The 17,773-nt window shown below is 70.3% G+C and carries 18 protein-coding genes; 2 read left to right on the top strand and 16 right to left on the bottom strand.

All coding sequences use genetic code 11. The features are described from left to right. Positions 1–81 precede the first annotated feature (81 nt). The 16 genes from ACE3QY_RS05290 to ACE3QY_RS05365 form a co-directional block, all read right to left on the bottom strand. On the bottom strand, positions 82–351 hold the full coding sequence (locus ACE3QY_RS05290; protein WP_374454964.1) for a PAAR domain-containing protein: 270 nt from the start codon (positions 349–351) through the stop codon (positions 82–84). Positions 352–362: 11 nt separating this feature from the next. After that, positions 363–2,111, bottom strand: a complete 1,749-nt coding sequence (vgrG, locus tag ACE3QY_RS05295) for a type VI secretion system tip protein VgrG (protein ID WP_374454965.1) — start codon at positions 2,109–2,111, stop codon at positions 363–365. After that, positions 2,108–2,815 (bottom strand): hypothetical protein, encoded by a 708-nt coding sequence (locus tag ACE3QY_RS05300; RefSeq protein WP_374454966.1) that lies wholly within the window; start codon positions 2,813–2,815, stop codon positions 2,108–2,110. The genes vgrG and ACE3QY_RS05300 overlap by 4 nt, the downstream gene beginning before the upstream one ends. A 1-nt stretch (position 2,816) precedes the next feature. Beyond that, entirely contained in the window at positions 2,817–2,993 is a 177-nt protein-coding gene (locus ACE3QY_RS05305) for a DUF5908 family protein (protein WP_374454967.1), read from the bottom strand. Between the two features lie 40 nt (positions 2,994–3,033). Beyond that, the gene (locus tag ACE3QY_RS05310) at positions 3,034–3,471 is read right to left on the bottom strand and encodes a phage tail protein (RefSeq protein WP_374454968.1); all 438 of its coding nucleotides are present in this window, start codon (positions 3,469–3,471) and stop codon (positions 3,034–3,036) included. An 8-nt stretch (positions 3,472–3,479) separates the two neighbouring features. Then, positions 3,480–3,917 (bottom strand): phage tail protein, encoded by a 438-nt coding sequence (locus ACE3QY_RS05315; protein WP_374454969.1) that lies wholly within the window; start codon positions 3,915–3,917, stop codon positions 3,480–3,482. A 43-nt stretch (positions 3,918–3,960) separates the two neighbouring features. Further along, positions 3,961–5,397 carry a phage tail sheath family protein gene (locus tag ACE3QY_RS05320; RefSeq protein WP_374454970.1) on the bottom strand — a complete coding sequence of 479 codons (1,437 nt, stop codon included), beginning with the start codon at positions 5,395–5,397 and terminating at the stop codon, positions 3,961–3,963. 20 nt (positions 5,398–5,417) lie between these two features. Then, positions 5,418–6,464, bottom strand: a complete 1,047-nt coding sequence (locus ACE3QY_RS05325; RefSeq protein WP_374454971.1) for a hypothetical protein — start codon at positions 6,462–6,464, stop codon at positions 5,418–5,420. After that, positions 6,464–7,090, bottom strand: a complete 627-nt coding sequence (locus ACE3QY_RS05330) for a DUF4255 domain-containing protein (RefSeq protein ID WP_374454972.1) — start codon at positions 7,088–7,090, stop codon at positions 6,464–6,466. The genes ACE3QY_RS05325 and ACE3QY_RS05330 overlap by 1 nt, the downstream gene beginning before the upstream one ends. A 45-nt stretch (positions 7,091–7,135) precedes the next feature. Next, a complete protein-coding gene (locus ACE3QY_RS05335; RefSeq protein ID WP_374454973.1) occupies positions 7,136–7,330 on the bottom strand; it encodes a hypothetical protein in 195 nt (64 codons plus the stop codon). Between the two features lie 141 nt (positions 7,331–7,471). After that, positions 7,472–8,341 (bottom strand): BTAD domain-containing putative transcriptional regulator, encoded by an 870-nt coding sequence (locus tag ACE3QY_RS05340; RefSeq protein WP_374454974.1) that lies wholly within the window; start codon positions 8,339–8,341, stop codon positions 7,472–7,474. Between the two features lie 179 nt (positions 8,342–8,520). Next, complete coding sequence (locus tag ACE3QY_RS05345) at positions 8,521–8,844, bottom strand: hypothetical protein (protein ID WP_374454975.1); 324 nt, start codon at positions 8,842–8,844, stop codon at positions 8,521–8,523. After that, positions 8,841–11,273 carry a GH25 family lysozyme gene (locus tag ACE3QY_RS05350; protein ID WP_374454976.1) on the bottom strand — a complete coding sequence of 811 codons (2,433 nt, stop codon included), beginning with the start codon at positions 11,271–11,273 and terminating at the stop codon, positions 8,841–8,843. Before ACE3QY_RS05350 ends, ACE3QY_RS05345 begins: the two co-directional genes overlap by 4 nt. Before the next feature lie 281 nt (positions 11,274–11,554). After that, entirely contained in the window at positions 11,555–12,481 is a 927-nt protein-coding gene (locus ACE3QY_RS05355) for a threonine/serine dehydratase (RefSeq protein ID WP_374454977.1), read from the bottom strand. 16 nt (positions 12,482–12,497) lie between these two features. After that, positions 12,498–13,577, bottom strand: coding sequence for an SLC13 family permease (locus ACE3QY_RS05360; protein WP_374454978.1), 1,080 nt, complete (start codon positions 13,575–13,577; stop codon positions 12,498–12,500). A 5-nt stretch (positions 13,578–13,582) separates the two neighbouring features. Beyond that, entirely contained in the window at positions 13,583–15,076 is a 1,494-nt protein-coding gene (locus tag ACE3QY_RS05365) for a sulfatase (RefSeq protein WP_374454979.1), read from the bottom strand. 255 nt (positions 15,077–15,331) lie between these two features. On the opposite strand from ACE3QY_RS05365, the gene ACE3QY_RS05370 reads away from it, so the two are divergent. Together ACE3QY_RS05370 and ACE3QY_RS05375 are read left to right on the top strand one after the other, a co-directional pair. Continuing rightward, the gene (locus tag ACE3QY_RS05370; protein ID WP_374454980.1) at positions 15,332–16,711 is read left to right on the top strand and encodes a hemolysin family protein; all 1,380 of its coding nucleotides are present in this window, start codon (positions 15,332–15,334) and stop codon (positions 16,709–16,711) included. After that, on the top strand, positions 16,701–17,765 hold the full coding sequence (locus ACE3QY_RS05375; protein ID WP_374454981.1) for a hemolysin family protein: 1,065 nt from the start codon (positions 16,701–16,703) through the stop codon (positions 17,763–17,765). Before ACE3QY_RS05370 ends, ACE3QY_RS05375 begins: the two co-directional genes overlap by 11 nt. Positions 17,766–17,773: the final 8 nt, after the last annotated feature.

A 17,773-nucleotide genomic window follows, 5' to 3' on the forward strand; every position in this document is an offset into this window, starting at 1 on the left:
CCGACTCGCCGGTCGAACGTCGGCGGGAATGACCATCCCCGGCCGAGGAACGAACGGTTGTCGGGCTCCGTCGGTCCCACGTCAACCCCCGATCAGCACGGTCGGCTCGCCCGGCGGCATCACGACGCCACCAGCGGCGGTGGGGTCCGTGACGCGGGCGGCGGACTTGCCGCCGACCTGGACCGTGCTGGATCCCTTGACGATGGTGTCGACCCCGCAGCTGTCGCCGAGGGTGGCCGCCGGGAGGGTGCCGATCAGCACCGTCGTCGTCCCCGGCGGGATGATCGGCACCGGGGCACCCTGCGTCGCCGGGCTGACGATCTGGTCGGTGACTCGGGCTGCCGGGAACATCCTGCTTCCTCTCAGTTGATCTGGACGAGCGATCCCTTGACGACGGTCGTGCTGCTCGAGGAGACCTTGACCCCGCCCTGGCCCTCGGCGGTGAACCGCGCCTGGGCCGAGGCCGTCACGTTGGCGCCCCCCTCGAGGGTGATGTCACCGGAGGACTTGAGGACGATGTCCTTGCTGCTCTCGAGCGTGATGCCGTGGGCGTCGAGCGTGATCGAGCTGCCGTTCTGGTCCTCGATCGTGACCGCCTTGTCGGTCTCGGACAGGCTCAGCCGGTTGCCCTCGGGCGTCTCGAGCGAGGCGACCTTGCCGTCGTCGTCGAAGGTCAGCTTCAGCTTCGACCTGCTCACGTAGCCCTTGACGTGGTTGTCGTCTGCCCCCGGGACCGGCGCCGGCTTGGCGCTGCTGTGGCACTGCCCCAGGACGACGGGACGGCGCGGGTCGCCGTCCAGGAACCCCACGACGACCTCGTCATCGAGCTCCGGCCGGAAACAGGTCCCGCGCCCGGCTCCCGCGTCGAGCGTGGCCACGCGGGCCCACACCCCGTTCTCGCCGGTGCTGACCAGCGGCAGCCGGACCTGGATCCGGTCATCGCCGTCCGGGTCGCCCTCGAGGGCGAGGACGATGCCGACCTGGAGGCCGTTGACCGACGGCAGCAGCCCAGCGGCGGGGAGTGCCGTCACCTGGAACCTCTCGAGCTGGGTCTCGGGCTTCAGGCCGAAGGCGACGTCTGTCTCCCAGTTGCCGTTGGCGAAGGTGTGGCGGACTCCCGACACGAGCTGGGGGCCGGCGAAGCGGTCGCCGATGCCGTTGACCTCGACGACGTCGCCCGCCGTGACGCCACTGAACCCTTGGAAGCGGACCCGGCCACGCACCTTGGCGAGCCGGCCACGGAGCAGGTGCGCGTCGGCCAGGGCCTGCAGCTCGGGATCGCCGAGCCCGCCGCCGTGGCGCACGACAACGGGATCGCCCCCGAGCACGTCGGCGAGGTCCCTCGGCGAGAGGTTGCCGCTGTTGGGCAGGCTCGGCTCCGAGCCGTCGACCTCGACGACCTCCTGGTCGGTCGCGTTCCACGTCGTCGCAGTGACGCCGGGCACCTGGTGCCGGGCATCGATCTCGGCGTCGAGCTCGAGCACGGTGGCGCCGAACCGGGCCGCGACCACCGGCGAGGCGTCGGTCGACGGTGGCCGCACGGTGACCGTGCCGTCACGCACGGCCACCACGTGACCGTTCGCCTCGGCACGGCACACGACGAAGTCCCAGTCGGTGGCGTCGTACTGGACGACCTCGTGGAGCGTCGGCTTCGTGCTCGCGACGTCGCGCTGCAGGCCGTACTCGCCGATCAGGCCGTCGATGAGGTCGCCGTCGGTCGTGTCGAGGTGGAGCCGGCTCCTGCGGCCACGGGTCATCCGGATGGCCTCGTCGCGGCACTCCAGGGACAGCAGGCTCCCGTTCTTGCGGACCCGGATCCGGTGCGTGACGACCAGGCCCTTGAAGACGGTCTCGGTCTCACCGCGATAGCCGAGCCGGATCTCGATCGGCCGGCCCGGGACGAAGTGCTCGGTGTTGCTCGCCGGGAACGTCTGCTGCGAGGCCTCGCCGTCTCGCAGCTGGACCGATGCCGTGGGGATCCGGTTGAGCTCCCTGAAGACCGACGCGGACAGCACGTGGAAGGCGGTCGAGATCTCCTCGCCGTCGATCAGCAGGCTGATCGAGCAGACGTCCGGCGTGGCGGGCGTGGGGATGACCGTGGCGTCGCTCATCGCCGGGCCCCCGCCAGGTCGACAGGTGGGAACCGCAGCTCCTGACCCGGCGACAGCGAGCGGAAGTCGTCGAGCCGGTTCGCGGCCGCGACGAGGAGGTAGGGCCGGGGATCGCCGTACACCTCGAAGCACAGCAGCGGCAGGCTGTCTCCCGGCCTGACGCGCCTGCGGTGGGTGAGGTCGGGGGACTCGCGGTCCTCGACCGCGGCGCGCTTCTCGTCCTCGATCGACCCCTTGAACTTGACCCGGACGACTGCCCGGATCGGCTGGCCGTCGGGATTGAACAGCTTGTAGGTGATGCCGACCTCGATGGCACGGCCCTTGAAGACCAGGTTCCCCCAGACGAGCTTGAGGTGGTACGGCTCGTGGGAGCTGCCCTGGTACTCGGTGAGAAGCCTGCGGAAGGCATCGACGTCCGCGTGAATCCCCTCAGGGCGTGGCCGTCCGTCGATGATCCCGGTGTTGTCGAAGAGGAAGTCGAAGGTGAGCTCCTCGGGAAGGGTGTACTCGAACTTGGTCTGGGCGCCGCTGGTGCCTTGGCCCTGACCGTCGGCGGTCTTCACCTTGTACTCGAGGGTGTACGTCTCGGGGTTGATGAGTGCCTCGAAGCGGCCCTTGGCGTTGGTGGTCCCGCCGGTCTCGGCCGCCTTGGCCGAGTCGAACGCCAGGATCAGCAACTTCTCGAGCTTGCCCTCGGTCGCCATGTCATCGATCCCGTCGGTCGGCCAGGACCTGCAGCACGTGCTCGACGCACTCCGCGACCAGTGCCTCGTGGGTCGTCGCGCCGGCGGCGTCCGGTGGCGTCGGTGCACCTGCGGGCCGGCCGGCCTGGGGCCCGACGACCGAGACGCGGATGTGGAGCTCGCTGATCTCGACCGGCATCACGATCCTCCTCCTCGGTGACCGATGCGGCTGGTGAAGCTCATGAGACCGTGAAGTAGCGGTAGCTGAGCTCGATGGTCTCGACGACGACGGAGTTCTCGCTCGCGTTGAGGTCACTGACCGTCCACTTCTTCGGCACGGCGTGGGCGACCTTCCAGGTCCGCAGCGGCTGCCCCTCCTCGTTCATGAGGATCACGGCGACGTCGCTCGGCCGGAAGTCGCGGTCGCGGAAGGCATCGGTGAACCAGGAGATCACCTGCGACCCCACGAGCATCCCGCGCTTGAGCACCAGCTCGCCGTACTTCGTCCGCCCCGGGAGCTTGTGGGTGAAGCGGTTCTCCCCACCCTCCTTGTACTCCTCGGTGTCGTACTCGACACTGAGTCCTGAGACCGTCTGGAACCTGGCGTCGTTGGCGTCCCGGCTGAAGGGGAAGTCGACCCGGTAGTAGAAGCCCCAGGGCGGGTAGTAGTCGGTCACGGTCCGCCTCAGATCTTGAGGAGCTTCAAGCCTTCGTGGGCGATCTCGAGGCTCTCGATCGCGGACTCGTTGGCGTCGGACTTCAGGTCGGGCGCGGTGACCTTGACTGGGAAGCAGCGCGCTGCCGTCCACGCCGCCACCGGCTCGTGGGCCTCGTTGAGCAGCCGGATGGTGATGTCGCGTCGGTTGCCGTCACGCTCGTTGGCGACCAGCTCGAGCCACTCGTTGAACTCGAAGTCGCCCTCGAACTTGCCGCGCTTGAGGGTGATGTTGTTGAGCTTCACCATCCCCGGCATCGCGATCTTGCTGAAGTCCTTGCTGTCGCTGTGTCGGTACTCGATCTTCTCGCGCTCCATCACCAGACCGGTCACCTCGGTGAAGCTCAGCTTCGAGCCGCCCCAGTCGACCTGGAAGTGGTAGCGCGGGATCGGATAGTCCTGCGGCATTGCGTGCTCCGTTCGTCGGTGGTCAACAGGTGGGGGGACGGCCTCAGCTCTCGGCCATCTTGTGAGAGAAGCGAAGGACGATGAACTCGGCCGGGCGCACTGCGGCCATCCCGATCTGGAGGATCATCCGGCCCTCGAGGATGTCCAGCGGCGTCATCGTCTTGCCGAGACCGACAGCGACGTAGAAGGCGTGCTCGGGCTTGATGCCCTGCAGCGCCCCGGCACGCCACTGCGTCGTCAGGAAGTTCTCGATCATCGCCTGGACCTTCACCCAGGTGTTGGCGTCGTTGGGCTCGAAGGTGAACTGGTCGGTGGCCTTCTTGACCGACTCCTCCACGAACGTGAAGAACCTGCGGACGTTGACGTAGCGCCACTCGTTGTCGTTGCCCGCGAGCGTCCTGGCACCCCAGACGAGCGTCCCCTTGCCCACGAACGGGCGGATGGCGTTGACCGACTTGCCGGCGGTCGGATCCACGTTCATGGCGTCGTTCTGCACGTTGCCCAGCTCGATCGTCGGCCTGACGACGGCCACCAGCGGTACGTTGGCCGGGGCCTTCCAGACTCCCCGGTCGTTGTCGACCTTGGCGAAGACACCGGCGATGGCCCCGCTGGGCGGGAGCACGAGATCCTTGGCGCGGATCGCGGCGATGGCACGCTCGCGGAGGTCGTTGGTCGGCACGGCAGCCAACGTCGTCGTCACGGGTGCTGCTCCGTCCACGATGTGTGTCACGTCGACGTCGCCCCCGGCCTCGTCGTAGGCGTAGTCGAGGATCGTGGAGAGGTTGGGCGCGTACGCAGCGCCGTACTTGAGGAACTGGCCAGGACCGGCTGTCCGGAAGTTCGCGACTGCCTCGATGAGGTCGGCATCGGGGTCGGACAGCGACTCGTCGTCGCCGTGCACGTCCATGATCACGAACCGGTCCTTGAGGTCGTTGCACTGAGCGAGCGCCGCGTTCTGCAGGGCCGCGTAGTCCGCGATCGGCAGGGACTGGGCCTCCGGGATCACGATCAAGGTCGGTTCGTCCACCTTCGACAGAGGTTCGAGAGCGTCCTGCAGCTCGTCGACGTCCAGAGCGGCAGCGACGGCCTTGAAGCCACCGACGGAGACGATGAAGCACGACTTGCCGCCGTTCGCGTAGAACATCTGCAGGGCGTAGTAGAGGATGTGCTTGGACCGCGTGCCCTCGTCGACGGTCACGCTCGCCGTGACCCCGATCGGGGCGCCGGGCGCGGCCGTCGTCCTGGTGGTGATCGTCACCGCGAGTCCGGTCTCGTCCTGTGGGCCGCCGAAGTACTGCTCGAACTCGACGAGCGACTCGATCCGCTTGGGCTTGAGGAGGAGGTCGCCCGCGACCTCGTCGGTAGCCTTCTCCGTGTAGCCGATGAAGGCGGGGACGGCGGTGTCGACGGGCGCCACGCTCGGCGGGAGCTTCGGGATCTCCTCGATGTAGGCGCCGGGTGTCTTGTACGTAGTGGCCATGGCCTTCCCTTCCTGGTCGGCTAGACGTAGATCTCGGAGATGAGCTGGGTGACCCGGGTGGGGTCGTCGGTGTCGCGCTCGACCGCCAGCGCGTCTGTCCGTGGCTTGCGGTCGGGTTCGGTGTTGCCGAAGAAGGTCAGTGCCGTCGGGTTCGCGTCGGTCGAGGTGACGCTCCCGTCCCGCTGGTCGCGGTACCTCCGGGTCGTCCAGCGGTTGCGGAGGTGCACCTCGAAGACCCGGGTCGGAGCCCGCACGCTGCCGTTCGCGTTGGCGAAGCTGAAGGCGTTGTCGTCGGTCCGCCGAGGGGCCAGCTTGATGATGGCGACGACGTCCGGTGGAATGCCCGAGGTGTTCGACGACCGAGCTCTCGTGATCGTGCTGAGCTCGACACCTCGCGGTGGCGCGCCCGTCGACCCGGCCGGCGGGACGATGGCGGGCACGTCGCCCTGGTGCACGTACACGGGGAGCTCGGACCTCGCGCCCAGGACGTGGAACGGCGCCGCGGGCGGGTCGCCTGTCAGCTGGCGCACCTGGGTCCCTGACATCACGACGGCCTCGACGCCGTCGCCCGCGTCCGACCCTGCGTACTCGGTCGAAAGGAAGAGACGCTTGGCCGAACTGGTCCCGCGGGCGGCACCCGTGAGGTTCGACAGCACGGGGACGTTCGCCTTGTAGCGGTGGATGGTGTCGTCTCCTGGGTCGAGGACGTCTACGACGGGCTGCGGACGCAGCGTCAACGCGGTGTAGGCGGCGTAGTCGAAGGCCGCTGCCCGGACGTGGAAGGTGAAGGTCGCGTCGAGGTCGGTCACGGTGCCGTGAGGCACCGCGACGACCAGGCCGAGGCCGGTCGCCCGGAAGACCCCCTGCATGCCGGCGATGAGCTGGGCGGTCTCAGCGGACGGCTCCAGGGCGAGGACCTTGCGCACGTCGTAGGTGAGCAGTCGCGAGGTCCTGAGGCCGTCGTCGACGATGGCACTGTGCTCGACGTCGCCCTCGTCGAGCCAGTAGTGGTGGAGCACCCGGACCTCGAAGAGCCGGAGATAGGCGGTCTGCACGCGCTCGCCCATCAGCTCCTCGCTCTCGCGTGTGCGTAGTCCTGCACGACCTCGGTGATGAGGCCCGACTCCTTCAGGGCGGCTCCGGAGCGCAGCTCGAGTGCCCGCACGGAGTACAACGCGAAGGGGAACTGCTTGCCGCCGAGCATCCCCCACATGTCGTTGATCTCCTCCATGCTGGGAGACCACAGGCTCACGACCATCCGGAACTCCGCGAGCCGGTCGCGGTCGTTGACCGGCGCACCGGCCGTCATCGACGCGGGGTGCACGTTCTCATGGGTGAACACGGTGCGGGACTGGAAGAACAGCAGGGCCCGCGACAGCGCTCGCAGTGCGTCGTCGTAGTCGGTGTGCGTGGCAGCGACGAGCATGGCGAGGTTGAGGACGATCGGAGGATTCTCGTGGCGGACCCTGAGGGCTGCGTCGTCCCGGACGTAGGTCGAGCCGTTCCTGAGGGTGCGCTCCTCCTGGATGTTGACCAGAGAGATCAGCACCCGGTTGCGGCCCTGGCCGTTGCCCTGGCCGCCGGCGGACACCTCCGCGACGCTCCCGAGCTCGGCGTGCGGCGGGTTGCCGCCGAAGCTGCCGAGGCTGCGCTCGAGCTCGTTCTTGATGATCGTCATCCCGTGTGCGATCACGATGACACCGCCATGCACCGGGCCGTGGCGCAGGAGCCCACGCGACTACGAACCATCACGGTCACGCTCCCACCGCCGAGGGGTCACGCCGTCGGCGTCGAGGTCGGCCTCGATGCTGGCCTGCACCTCCTCGAACGAGCCGACGTATCTCCCCTCGGCGATCGTCAGGTCACGCAAGCGGCCGCGGACGATGGAGGGCAACGAGTCGATGACCCTCCGCTCGATCCAGACGTCGAGCAAGTACCTTCGTCGCCACGTGAGGACCACCTGATGCGCCTTTCCTCGACCGCAGACCACGCTCGCGCGGGACTGTCACGGTGACATCTCGGTGAGGACGGGGCGCCGTCACGGACCCGTCACGGCCGGAGCCTGGAGGGCGCGTCAGCCCAGCTGGCGCAGGTGTTCGAGCGCCCTGTCGACGACGACGGCGAGCCGGTCGACCTCCCGGCGCGCACGTTCCAGATCGGCCCGCAGCGCGGAGAGCGACGGCGAGAGACCGGAGTCGCAGTGTCGCAACCGGGCGTACAGCCCGATCGTCTCCGGCAGCGGATCTGCGCCGAGCTCGTCGAGCAGGACCTGTCGACACCGCTCGAACTGGCGCTCCACGAGGTCGTCCCGCCCGGCGGCGGCGTAGGCCGTCATCAGGTGACGGTGCACGTCCTCCCGGAGCGGCTCGATGGCCAGCGCGAGCTCACCGTAACGCCGGACCTCGAGGTGCGCGCCCCGCTTGCCGTGGTGGACGACGAGGTAGTCCAATGCGGTCAGGTACATCGTCTCGATGCGCGTTCGCTCCGCGAGGACCCACTCGTCGCCGCACTCCTCGATCAGCTGGCCACGATGGAGCGACACCGCACGCTCAAGTCGGGCGGCGACCTCGGGGGTCAGAGCCTCGGGCGGCGCTTCCAGAGCCGGCGCGACAAGACATTCGAAGTCCTGCGTGTCCAAGGCCATCTCCACCGTCGGACTCAGTCGCATCCTGTCGTCGCGCGTGCACTTGACGAGGTCCAACCCTGTCGCCGACCGGACCTCGGTGCGGAGGCGCCACAGCGCCGTGCTGAGGCGACGTCGTGCAACGGGCTCGGGGCAATCGGCGAACAGCTGCGTTGCCGCCACATGGCGGCGTTGTCCGTCCTTGGGCGCGAGCGCCAGGTAGGCGCAGAGCAGCGACGTCCCGGGAGACAGCGGGATCGGTCCCGCAGCGCCGATCAACCGCGGTGTCCCCAGCAGGATGAGTTCGAGGTGCTCAGGCATCGGCCCCCCAAGACGAACGACGCGCTTGACAAAAAGTAAAGGCTCTCGACGCGGGTGCGCCAGATCGATTGGTGTCGGAGGAGGGGGTGTCTAGACCGTCGTAGCGGCACGCAGGAGTGCTGGAGCGCCGCGCCTCACGGCGCCACGCGTGGCCGTCTGTGCCGTGCGCTGAGGGCCGATCAGCTGAGCGCCTCAGCGAACACGTCGCTCTCGTCACCGACCGGCTCGAACGACGACGCGTCGCAGTCCTCGTCGAAGTCGAGCAGCGACAGCTCGTCGCCCTCGCCGGGCGTCACGTTCGCCACCGCGACGACGCCCATCAGCGGCGGCAGGACGGTGCACACCTGGAGCATGGTGTCGACGCTGAGTGGGCCGATCTTCTCGACATCGAAGCCGACGAGGACAGCCAGCGCAGCACCCACGACGCCCAGGACCGTGTAGAGCGTCTTGCGGATGGATGGCGGAAGGGTGCGGAGGACTCCGGCGGCGGTGTTGAGGTTCATTGTTCTGGCCTTTCTGGAAGTGCTTCGATCGCGCCCTGGAGGCTGCGGGCAGCGAGCGCGAGCTGCTCCTCCACGGGGCTGAGGTCGGGATGGACGAGCAACGGTGCGGGTGCGGCGGGCAGGGGCACGGTCACCGTGACGGTGATCGAGCCGGGCTCGCCCGGTGCGCCACGCACCTCAGTGGTCGTGACGGTCGGGTCGCGGTAGGCCGCCGGAGGCTGTACGGCAGCAGGCTGGACGGCCACGGCTGGTACGACTGGTACGGCGGGCGTGACGGGTGTTGCGATGTCGACGGGCGCCAGGACCGCGGGCGGGACGACAGGTGGCCGCGCCGTGCCCCGACCGGGCTTCGCCGGCCGACCGGCGGGTCGGAGCCGCAGCGCGGACAGCGGCAGGTCGGGGTGCATCGCGTTCACGTCGACCCTCCCGACACCCGGCACGTTCTTCACCGGTCCGAACGTGCCGTTGGAGTGCTGCCAGATCGCCGCGCGCTTCCACGGCCGGGGGATCACAGGTGCCCGGAAGTCGTCGCTGTAGCGCGCGACCCACAGCAGGCACCCGAATCCCTTGGTGAGGTTGAAGGGCGTGTAGATGACGGGCTTGCCGCTCAGTCCCTTGCGGCGGATCTCCTGGTTGACGGTGCGGACCCACACCCCGGTCCACTCGGTCAGCTGGGCGAGCGTGAGGTCCCCGATGTCCTCGAGGTCGAGCATCGGCACCATGTCCCCGGCCCGTAGGTCGATGTTGGCCAGGAAGAACCGCGCCTCGGCAGCGGCGTCGCGGCCCTCGGGGCGGGCGAAGTGGTAGGCGCCCACCGGCAGGCCCGCGGATCGTGCCTGGCGCACTCTCGCCCGGTGGGTGCGGTCCTTGAACGACGCGCCCTCGGTCGCCTTGACGTACATCCAGCGCAGGCCTGCCCGCTTGGCGGCCGTGAGGTCGATCCGTCCTGACTGGTGGTGGCTGATGTCGATGCCGTCGAGGGAGCGGTTCGGCGGGAACGGGCGGCCGAGCGGCGCCACCGCACGACTGTCCTCGCCTGCCGTCGGCCCCGTCAGGTCGCGGGGCGCCGGCGGGTAGGAGAACACCGGGACCGGGCGCGGCCGCGGGAAGGCGTCGGCGCGGCCGCCCTTGAGGCCGTCGCGCCCGGCGCGGTACGCCACCACCTGCGCGGCCGCGCTCGGATCGAGCTTCCCGTGGTCGATCAGCACGGCGTGGATGTGGGCACCCCACAGGCCGGGTCGGGTCGGGCGGTACCACGCGGCGAAGCCGATCTCCCGCAGCACCGCGACCTTGCGCCGCCAGTCCCAGGCGAGCAGGTCGACGACGCCGCCGCCGTCGTGCGTGGGACCGGACGCCTTGACCCGGCCGTTGTTGTAGGACCCCTGGACGACGGTCAGCCGGTAGCCGAGCAGGCGCTCGGCCTCCTCCAGCGCGGCCCGCGTCTTCCAGTCCACCTTCTTGGGGTTGGTGTCACCGAACTCGGTGAGCGCGAAGGGCTGGTCGGCCGGCCCGCCGAACGACGTGTCCGACGTCGGCAGCCCCGCGCTGGCCAGCTCGCCGGACTGGTGCTGGGTCGGGACGAAGGAGGCGATCTTCTTCTTCCGCTTGCGCTCCTTCTTCGCGCGGTCCTTCACCGTGCTCGTCCCGTCCCGCGCGATGACGACGGGCTCGGGTGCGGGGTCGGGGCTGACACCGACCCGCGCGAGGGCCAGCGTGGCCTGCCGCGCGGCGTGGTCGCTGTTGCGCTTCTTCGGCGGGCGCCCTTCCCTGCCGCGGAAGGTCGTCCGGGCACGCTCGGCCCACATGGTGCCGGTGCCGTCGACGAACCAGATCAGGTCGATCGAGGCCAGGTCGACGCCGAACGACACCCGGCGCCCACCGGCGAGCGCCTGGATCTGCGGGCGGATGGCGCGGAGCTGTCGGTTGTAGTCGCCGCCGCACACGACGGGCGCGCCGGTGGCGAGCAGCCCGTCGATGAACTTGTCGTGCTTACGCATGCCCTCGTGCCACGAGGCCTGCCGCGCCGCGGCGTCCGGGAAAGGTGGCTTGCGGAAGGCACCGGAGACCAGGTGCACGTTGGTGGCGTGCAGCTCGACGCCCAGCTCCCGGTGGCGCAGGTGCAGGTGCGTGAGGTAGCGGCGCTCGTTGACCTTCGGCACCCCGGGATGCACCAGCAGCGCGTGCTCGTCGAGGACGTCGAACACCTTCCGGCGGGCGGCGATGGGGGAGTGGTTCTCCCTGGGCCCGAAGTAGACGTGCCAGTCGGTGCTCGGGAACTCCTCGAGGACGATGCGGCGGTAGCGCGAGTCGATCTCCTGCATCAGCACGAGATCGCCGTCGCGCGCGTTCGCCCGCAGGTCCTCCCGCGCCTCGTCGAGCGTGATCGCCGTCTGCGGGAAGGACTGCACGTTGGCGGTGAGGACGCGCATGGTGCGCAACCCTTGCGACGGTGGGCTCGACCCCTCCTTCGCCGATCGTGTGAGTGGCACGCCAGGTGCGGCCGCCGTGGGCAGCAGCCCGTTCGTGGTCAGCGCAGTCGTCTGCTCCGTCATGTCTCCCCCCGGCGCTCATCGCCGGGGTCGGAGTGGCTCCGGCGAGACGCCATCTGTCGACGGTCCTCCTGCCGCAGCACTCGGTAAAGGAATCAGCGTCCTTTACCCCAATTCAGGCGATGGCAGCCGGTCCGGCGGGTGATCGGATACGCCCCGCATCACGCCAGCGTGGTCGGATCCGTGTTGGCGCCGCACACCACCACGGCGACCCGCTCGCCGTGCTCCGGCACGTAAGCGCCGGACAGCAGGGCCGCCATCGCCGTGGCGGCCCCGTGCTCCGAGGCGATCCGGTGCTCGTGCCACAGGCGGTGGCGGGCCGCGACGATGTGGTCGTCGCTGACGAGCACCGACACGGGTGGCTCGGCCTGCTGGGCGGCGAAGGCGAGGTCGCCGATGCGTCGGGCACCCAGGGAGTCGGCGGCGACGCCGGACACTGCGACGTCGACCGGTTCACCGGCCTCCATCGCGCGGCGCAACGTGGGCGCCAGCTCGGGCTCGACGGCCACCACCCTTGCCCTACCGCGCACGGCGGCGGCGACCCCGGCATAGAGCCCGCCGCCGCCGACAGCCACCACGATCGTGTCGATGGTCGGCTCGTCCTCGAGGACCTCCTCGGCGAGGGTGCCCGCGCCGGCGGCGACGTCGGGCTGGTCGTAGGCGTGCACAAAGGTCGCGCCCTGCTGCTGCCCGAAGACGACCGCGGCCTCGTGGGCCTCCGCGTACTCACGGCCCGTGCGTCGCACCTCGGCGCCGTAGGCCTCGATGAGGCGGACCTTGACCCCCGGTGCGGCCTCGGGGACGAACACCGTGGCGCGGATGCCGAGCTCGCTCGCGGCGAATGCCTGTGCCAAGCCGGCGTTGCCGCCCGACGCGACGACGATGCCTGCGTCGCCGAGCTCACCGTGCTCGAGGGCGGCGAGCTGGCGGTTGAAGGCGCCCCGGGTCTTGAAGACGCCGCAATGCTGCAGGTGCTCGCACTTCAGCCACACCGTGTCGCGGCCGGAGGGCGCGAGCAGGGGAGTACGCCGCACCCGCCCCACGATCCGGTCGCGGGCAGCCAGCACGTCCTCGCGCGAGATCGTCACGGCACCAGTATCCCGGTCAGCCAATGGCCAGCGTCGCCGCCGTGACGGTCAGTGCGGCGCAGATCGCGCCCCAGCCCGCGAGCTTCAGCAGCGGCACCTGCAACCCGGCGGAGCGGCAGCGCTGGAGCCAGAGGAGCGTGGCCAGCGACGCCCAGGGCGTGACGAGCGCGCCGGCGTTGACCCCCACGAGCGTGGCCACGAGACGTCGTACGTCGTCGGCGGCCGCGGGCTCGACGAGCAGGTAGGCGGGCAGGTTGTTCACCAGGTTGGCGGCCAGGGTCGACGCACCCGAGAGGTGGAGGAGGTCGAGCGGGCGCGTGCCAGTGCCGACGGCAGGGGCGAGCCAGTCGAGCAGGCCCTCGGACTGGGCGGCCCGCAGCAGCCCGGCGACCACCACGAACGCACCCGCCATCAACCACGGCGGCCGGACCTCGCGGACCATCGCCGGCGCCCGCCACAGCAGGGCGACCAGCAGCACCGTCGCCGACGCCACGGCGACTACGGCCGGCTCCAGGCCCACCGCGAAGAGCGGACCGACGGCCAGGCAGACGACGCCGGCGATGACGAGCAGGGTGCGGTCGTGCGGGTCGGCGGGCGGGTCGACGGCGTACGTCCCGCGCAGCGCGCGCCGCTGGAGGACGGCGATCAGGACGAGGGTCACGACGATCGCGGTCACCGCCGGCAGCGCCGCGGTGCGCACGTAGTCGCCGTGGCTCGCGCCGAGGTCCTCGAAGCGGTGGACGGCGAGCAGGTTGGTGAGGTTGGAGACCGGCAGCAGGAGCGAGCCGGTGTTGGCGATCCAGAGCGTGGTGAGCGCGAAGGGCATCGGTGCGATGCCGGTCTGCCGGGCGATCGCGAGCCCGACGGGGGTCAGCAGCACGGCGGTGGTGTCGAGGCTCAGCACGATCGTGCTGACGACCGCGAGCGCCGCGAAGGTCAGCCACAGCAGGACCACGCGGTGCCGCGCCCGCCGCGCCATCGCGTGCGCCGCGACGTCGAAGACGCCGGCGAGCTGAGCGACCTCGGCGGTGATGGTGATCGCGACCAGGAAGACCGCGACCGGCACGACCTGGTGGAGGACTTCTGACCCGGGCACGAGGGTCAGGGTGACGGGTCGGGCAAGGGACCGAATGCCTGGTTGCACGTCCAGCCCGCGCAGGTGACCAGCTCGCTGCGCCGCAGCTCCAGCGCGGCCTGCACCTGGGCGTACGCCGGGTCGTCGATCCGGTTCACCATCCTGTCCGGGTCGAGGAGCAGGTCGTAGAGGAAGCCGTCGGTGCCGTCGGTGCCGTAGAGGTAGCGCTCGGTGCGCACGCCGCGGTGCGACCAGCCGTCACCCAGCGTCCGGCCGGTCTGGATGAGCGTGGTGTCGCGGAAGGGCTGGGCCTGTCCCTGCAGCGTCGGCACCAGCGAGGTGCCGTCGACCGGCCACGCCGGCGTGACGCCGGTGAGCCCGGCGAACGTCGCCGGGAGGTCCACCAGGGTGACCGGGAGGTCGGACGTCGAGCCCGGCGCGATGCCCGGCCCACGGACGAGCAGCGGCACCTGCAGCGCCTCGTCGGTCAGCACGTCCTTGCCGATGAACCGGTGCTCGCCCAGCGAGTAGCCGTTGTCGGAGGAGAAGACGATGTAGGTGTCGTCGAGCACGCCCTGCTCGTCGAGCGTCTCCACCAGCGAGCCGACCGCGCGGTCGACGGACTGGAGCGCCTCGAGGCGCGCGGTGTTCTCGGCGCTGACCTCGGCGCGGGAGGCGGGGGAGAGTCGGCGCAGGTACGCCGGCTGGTCGGCGACGTCGTCCTCGTTGAACGCCGGGTCGTCGAACGACGACGGCCGCGCGCCCTCGAACAGCCCCTCGTCCTGCGGTGCGGCCGGCGGGAGACCGCGGCCGCCTTCGGGGGAGATCCGGTAGTGGGGCGCGAGGTGCCAGGCGTAGACCACGAACGGGTCACCGGACGCGGCGAAGTCACGGATGTCGTCGTTGGTGTGCTCCTCGATGACCGACGTGATGTAGCTGTCGGTGTAGCGCGTGGGCTCGCCGTCGTGGGTCATGGAGAAGTCGACGTAGTCGTAGACGCCGCGGGTCAGCGCGTCCCACCGGCTCCAGCCCGAGGGGCGGACGTCGCGGGGCCCGTAGCCGTTGAGGAACTTGCCGACGAAGCCGGTGCGGTAGCCCGCGTCGCGGAACCACGAGCTCGCTTCCTGCGTGGGGTCGAGCGCCTGGAAGCCGCCGTGGACGCCGCGGTTGTGCTGGACGCCGTTGTTCTGGGCGTACTGGCCGGTGGCGAGCTGCGCGCGGGCCGGGCAGCACAGCGGGTGCGGCGAGATGGCGTCGGTGAACTCCATGCCCTGGTCGGCGAGCAGCCGCCGGGTGATCGGCATGTGGTCGAGGTCGTCGTCGCGCATGTCGTCGGTGAGGACGAAGACGACGTTGGGGCGCGACGGCTGCGCGTCCGGCGTAGGCGTGGGGTTCTGCGTGGTCTGCACGAGGCTGACCGAGCCGGCGGTGCTGGTGTCGCCGTTGGCGGTCACCGTCGCGAGGGTGGCCACGAGCACGACCAGCAGAGCAGCCGTGATCGACTGGGCCCACCCACGCATCTACGCCAATTTCCTTCGCCCGAAGCCTGTGAAGGCGCACATACCGCCCCGATGTCGGGGCAACAGTAGGACGCCGGGCCGCGCCTCCCCAAAGCGACACGACGAGTGGGGCGAACCTTGGTCGAACCGCTACTCTGTGGGCTCGCCGACGCGGCGATCCGACGCCGACGACGACGCCGAAGAACAGGAACCCGCAGCACCCGCCATGGAGAGTCAAAGTCCCCGCACGACCGCCCTGACCACCAGGTGCGCGTCGTGACCCCCCTCGTGCTGCTGCTCGTCTCGCTGGCCCTCGTGGCCGCCTGCGGCCTCTTCGTGGCCGCGGAGTTCTCCTTCGTGACCGTGGACCGCCCGACGGTCGAGCGCGCCGCTGCCGGCGGCGACGAAGGCGCGCGTGGCGTGCAGATCGCACTCCGGTCGCTGTCCACCCAGCTCTCCGGCGCCCAGGTCGGCATCACGGTGACCAACCTGGCCATCGGCTTCCTGGCCGAGCCGGCCATCGCGGACCTGATCGACGACCCGCTGGGCGCAGCCGGCCTCCCGGAGAGCGTGGTCACGCCGCTGTCGCTCGGCCTGGGCCTCGCGCTCGGCACCGTGCTGACGATGATCTTCGGCGAGATGGTGCCCAAGAACATCGCGATCGCCCGCCCGCTCGAGACGGCCCGCACCACCCAGGGCTTCATGCGCGGCTTCACCGCGCTGACGAAGGGCCCCATCCGCGCGCTGAACGGCTCGGCCAACCTGATCGTGCGCCGGCTCGGCATCGAGCCGCAGGAGGAGCTGCGCTCGGCCCGCAGCTCCCAGGAGCTGGCCTCGCTGGTCCAGCGTTCGGCCGACCAGGGCACGCTCGACGCGGAGACCGCCGAGCTCGTCGAGCGCTCGGTGGAGTTCGGCACCCGCACCGCCGGCGAGATCATGACGCCCCGCGTGCGCACCACGACCGTCGAGGACGGCGACCGCGTCTCCGCGGTGATCGACCTGGCCCGCCAGACCGGCCACTCCCGGTTCCCGGTCCTCGACGCCGAGGACACGGTGGTCGGCACGGTGCACGTCAAGCACGCCGTCGCGGTGCCGGTGCACGAGCGCGCGACGACCCGGATCAAGCACATCATGGTCAAGCCGGTCGTGGTGCCCGACAGCCTCCGGCTCGACCCGCTGCTGGCGCTCCTGCGCCAGGACGGCTTCCAGATGGCCATCGTGCTCGACGAGTACGGCGGCCACGCGGGCATCGTCACGCTCGAGGACGTCGTGGAGGAGATCGTCGGCGACATCTCCGACGAGCACGACCGCCTCGGTTCGCGGATCCGGCAGCGGCGCGACGGCAGCTGGACGTTGTCCGGGCTGCTGCGCCCCGACGAGGTCGAGGACGCCACTGACGTCGAGCTGCCCGACCACGAGGACTACGACACCGTGGCCGGCCTGGTGATGCGCGAGCTCGGCAAGATCCCCGCGCCCGGCGACCGGGTCGAGGTGGCGGTCCCCGACCGCAGCGACCCGCACGAGCTGCGCGAGCGGCTCGTGACGCTGACCGTGGAGCGGATGGACGGTCTGCGCATCGACCGCCTGGACCTGCGCCTGGTGACCCCCGAGACGGCCGACGCAGCTGCGAGCGTGGGGGCCGACGATGAGAAGTGACCTGTTCGGCGTCGTGCTGGCGGTGGTGCTGCTGGCCTTCAACGCCTTCTTCGTGGGCGCCGAGTTCGCCCTGCTCTCCGCCCGTCGCAGCCAGATCGAGCCGCGCGCCCAGGAGGGCTCCCGCGCCGCCCGGACGACGCTGCGCGCGATGGAGAACGTCTCGCTCGTGATGGCGGGTGCCCAGCTCGGCATCACCGTCTGCTCGCTCGGCCTCGGCGCGATCGGCGAGCCCGCGGTGGCGCACCTGCTCGAGCCCGTCTTCCACGAGCTCCACATCCCCGAGGACCTGCTCCACCCGATCTCGTTCGTGGTGGCCATGTCGATCGTGGTCTACCTGCACGTGGTGCTCGGCGAGATGGTGCCCAAGAACATCGCGCTGGCCGGACCCGACCGCGCAGCGCTGGTCCTCAGCCCGCCGATGATGGCGATCGTGACCGTGCTCCGTCCCGTGATCGCCGGCCTCAACCTGGCCGCCAACGGCGTGCTGCGCCTGCTGCGGATCGAGCCGAAGGACGAGGTGAGCTCGAGCTTCACCCGCGAGGAGGTCGCCGCCCTGGTCGAGGAGTCCCGGGGCGAGGGGCTCATCGAGGCCGAGGAGTACGACCGGCTCGCCGGTGCCCTCGGCTTCACCGAGAAGTCGGTCGGCTCGATCCTGATGACGCCCGACACCCTGGCCACCGTGACGCCCGGCTCGACCGTCGCCGACGTCGAGGCACTGTGCGCCTCGACGGGCTTCAGCCGCTTCCCGGTGTCCACACCGGACGGGTCCCTGCTGGGCTACCTCCACATCAAGGACGCGCTGGAGTCCGACGACGACAAGCGCTCGCGGGTGATCGAGGACAAGTGGATCCGCCCGTTCGCGTCGGTGCACCCCGACGACCTGCTGCACGACGCCCTCGAGAGCCTGCAGGTGAAGGGTGCCCACATGGCCCGTGTCGCGCAGCGCGACGGCTCGGTCATCGGCCTGGTCACCCTCGAGGACGTCCTGGAGGAGCTGGTGGGCGAGATCCGGGACGCCGCGCACCACGACGTGTCCGGCGCCGACCTCGGTTGAGCGCTGGA

Origin of the sequence: Nocardioides sp. (assembly GCF_041913365.1) — a bacterium.
GTDB lineage: Bacteria > Actinomycetota > Actinomycetes > Propionibacteriales > Nocardioidaceae > Nocardioides.

Bases quoted from the DNA above. Each gene is read 5' to 3' on its own strand.
- ACE3QY_RS05290 (WP_374454964.1), bottom strand. From the start codon at position 351: ATGTTCCCGGCAGCCCGAGTCACCGACCAGATCGTCAGCCCGGCGACG.
- vgrG (WP_374454965.1), bottom strand. From the start codon at position 2,111: ATGAGCGACGCCACGGTCATCCCCACGCCCGCCACGCCGGACGTCTGC.
- ACE3QY_RS05300 (WP_374454966.1), bottom strand. From the start codon at position 2,815: ATGGCGACCGAGGGCAAGCTCGAGAAGTTGCTGATCCTGGCGTTCGAC.
- ACE3QY_RS05305 (WP_374454967.1), bottom strand. From the start codon at position 2,993: ATGCCGGTCGAGATCAGCGAGCTCCACATCCGCGTCTCGGTCGTCGGG.
- ACE3QY_RS05315 (WP_374454969.1), bottom strand. From the start codon at position 3,917: ATGCCGCAGGACTATCCGATCCCGCGCTACCACTTCCAGGTCGACTGG.
- ACE3QY_RS05320 (WP_374454970.1), bottom strand. From the start codon at position 5,397: ATGGCCACTACGTACAAGACACCCGGCGCCTACATCGAGGAGATCCCG.
- ACE3QY_RS05325 (WP_374454971.1), bottom strand. From the start codon at position 6,464: ATGGGCGAGCGCGTGCAGACCGCCTATCTCCGGCTCTTCGAGGTCCGG.
- ACE3QY_RS05340 (WP_374454974.1), bottom strand. From the start codon at position 8,341: ATGCCTGAGCACCTCGAACTCATCCTGCTGGGGACACCGCGGTTGATC.
- ACE3QY_RS05345 (WP_374454975.1), bottom strand. From the start codon at position 8,844: ATGAACCTCAACACCGCCGCCGGAGTCCTCCGCACCCTTCCGCCATCC.
- ACE3QY_RS05350 (WP_374454976.1), bottom strand. From the start codon at position 11,273: ATGCGCGTCCTCACCGCCAACGTGCAGTCCTTCCCGCAGACGGCGATC.
- ACE3QY_RS05365 (WP_374454979.1), bottom strand. From the start codon at position 15,076: ATGCGTGGGTGGGCCCAGTCGATCACGGCTGCTCTGCTGGTCGTGCTC.
- ACE3QY_RS05375 (WP_374454981.1), top strand. From the start codon at position 16,701: ATGAGAAGTGACCTGTTCGGCGTCGTGCTGGCGGTGGTGCTGCTGGCC.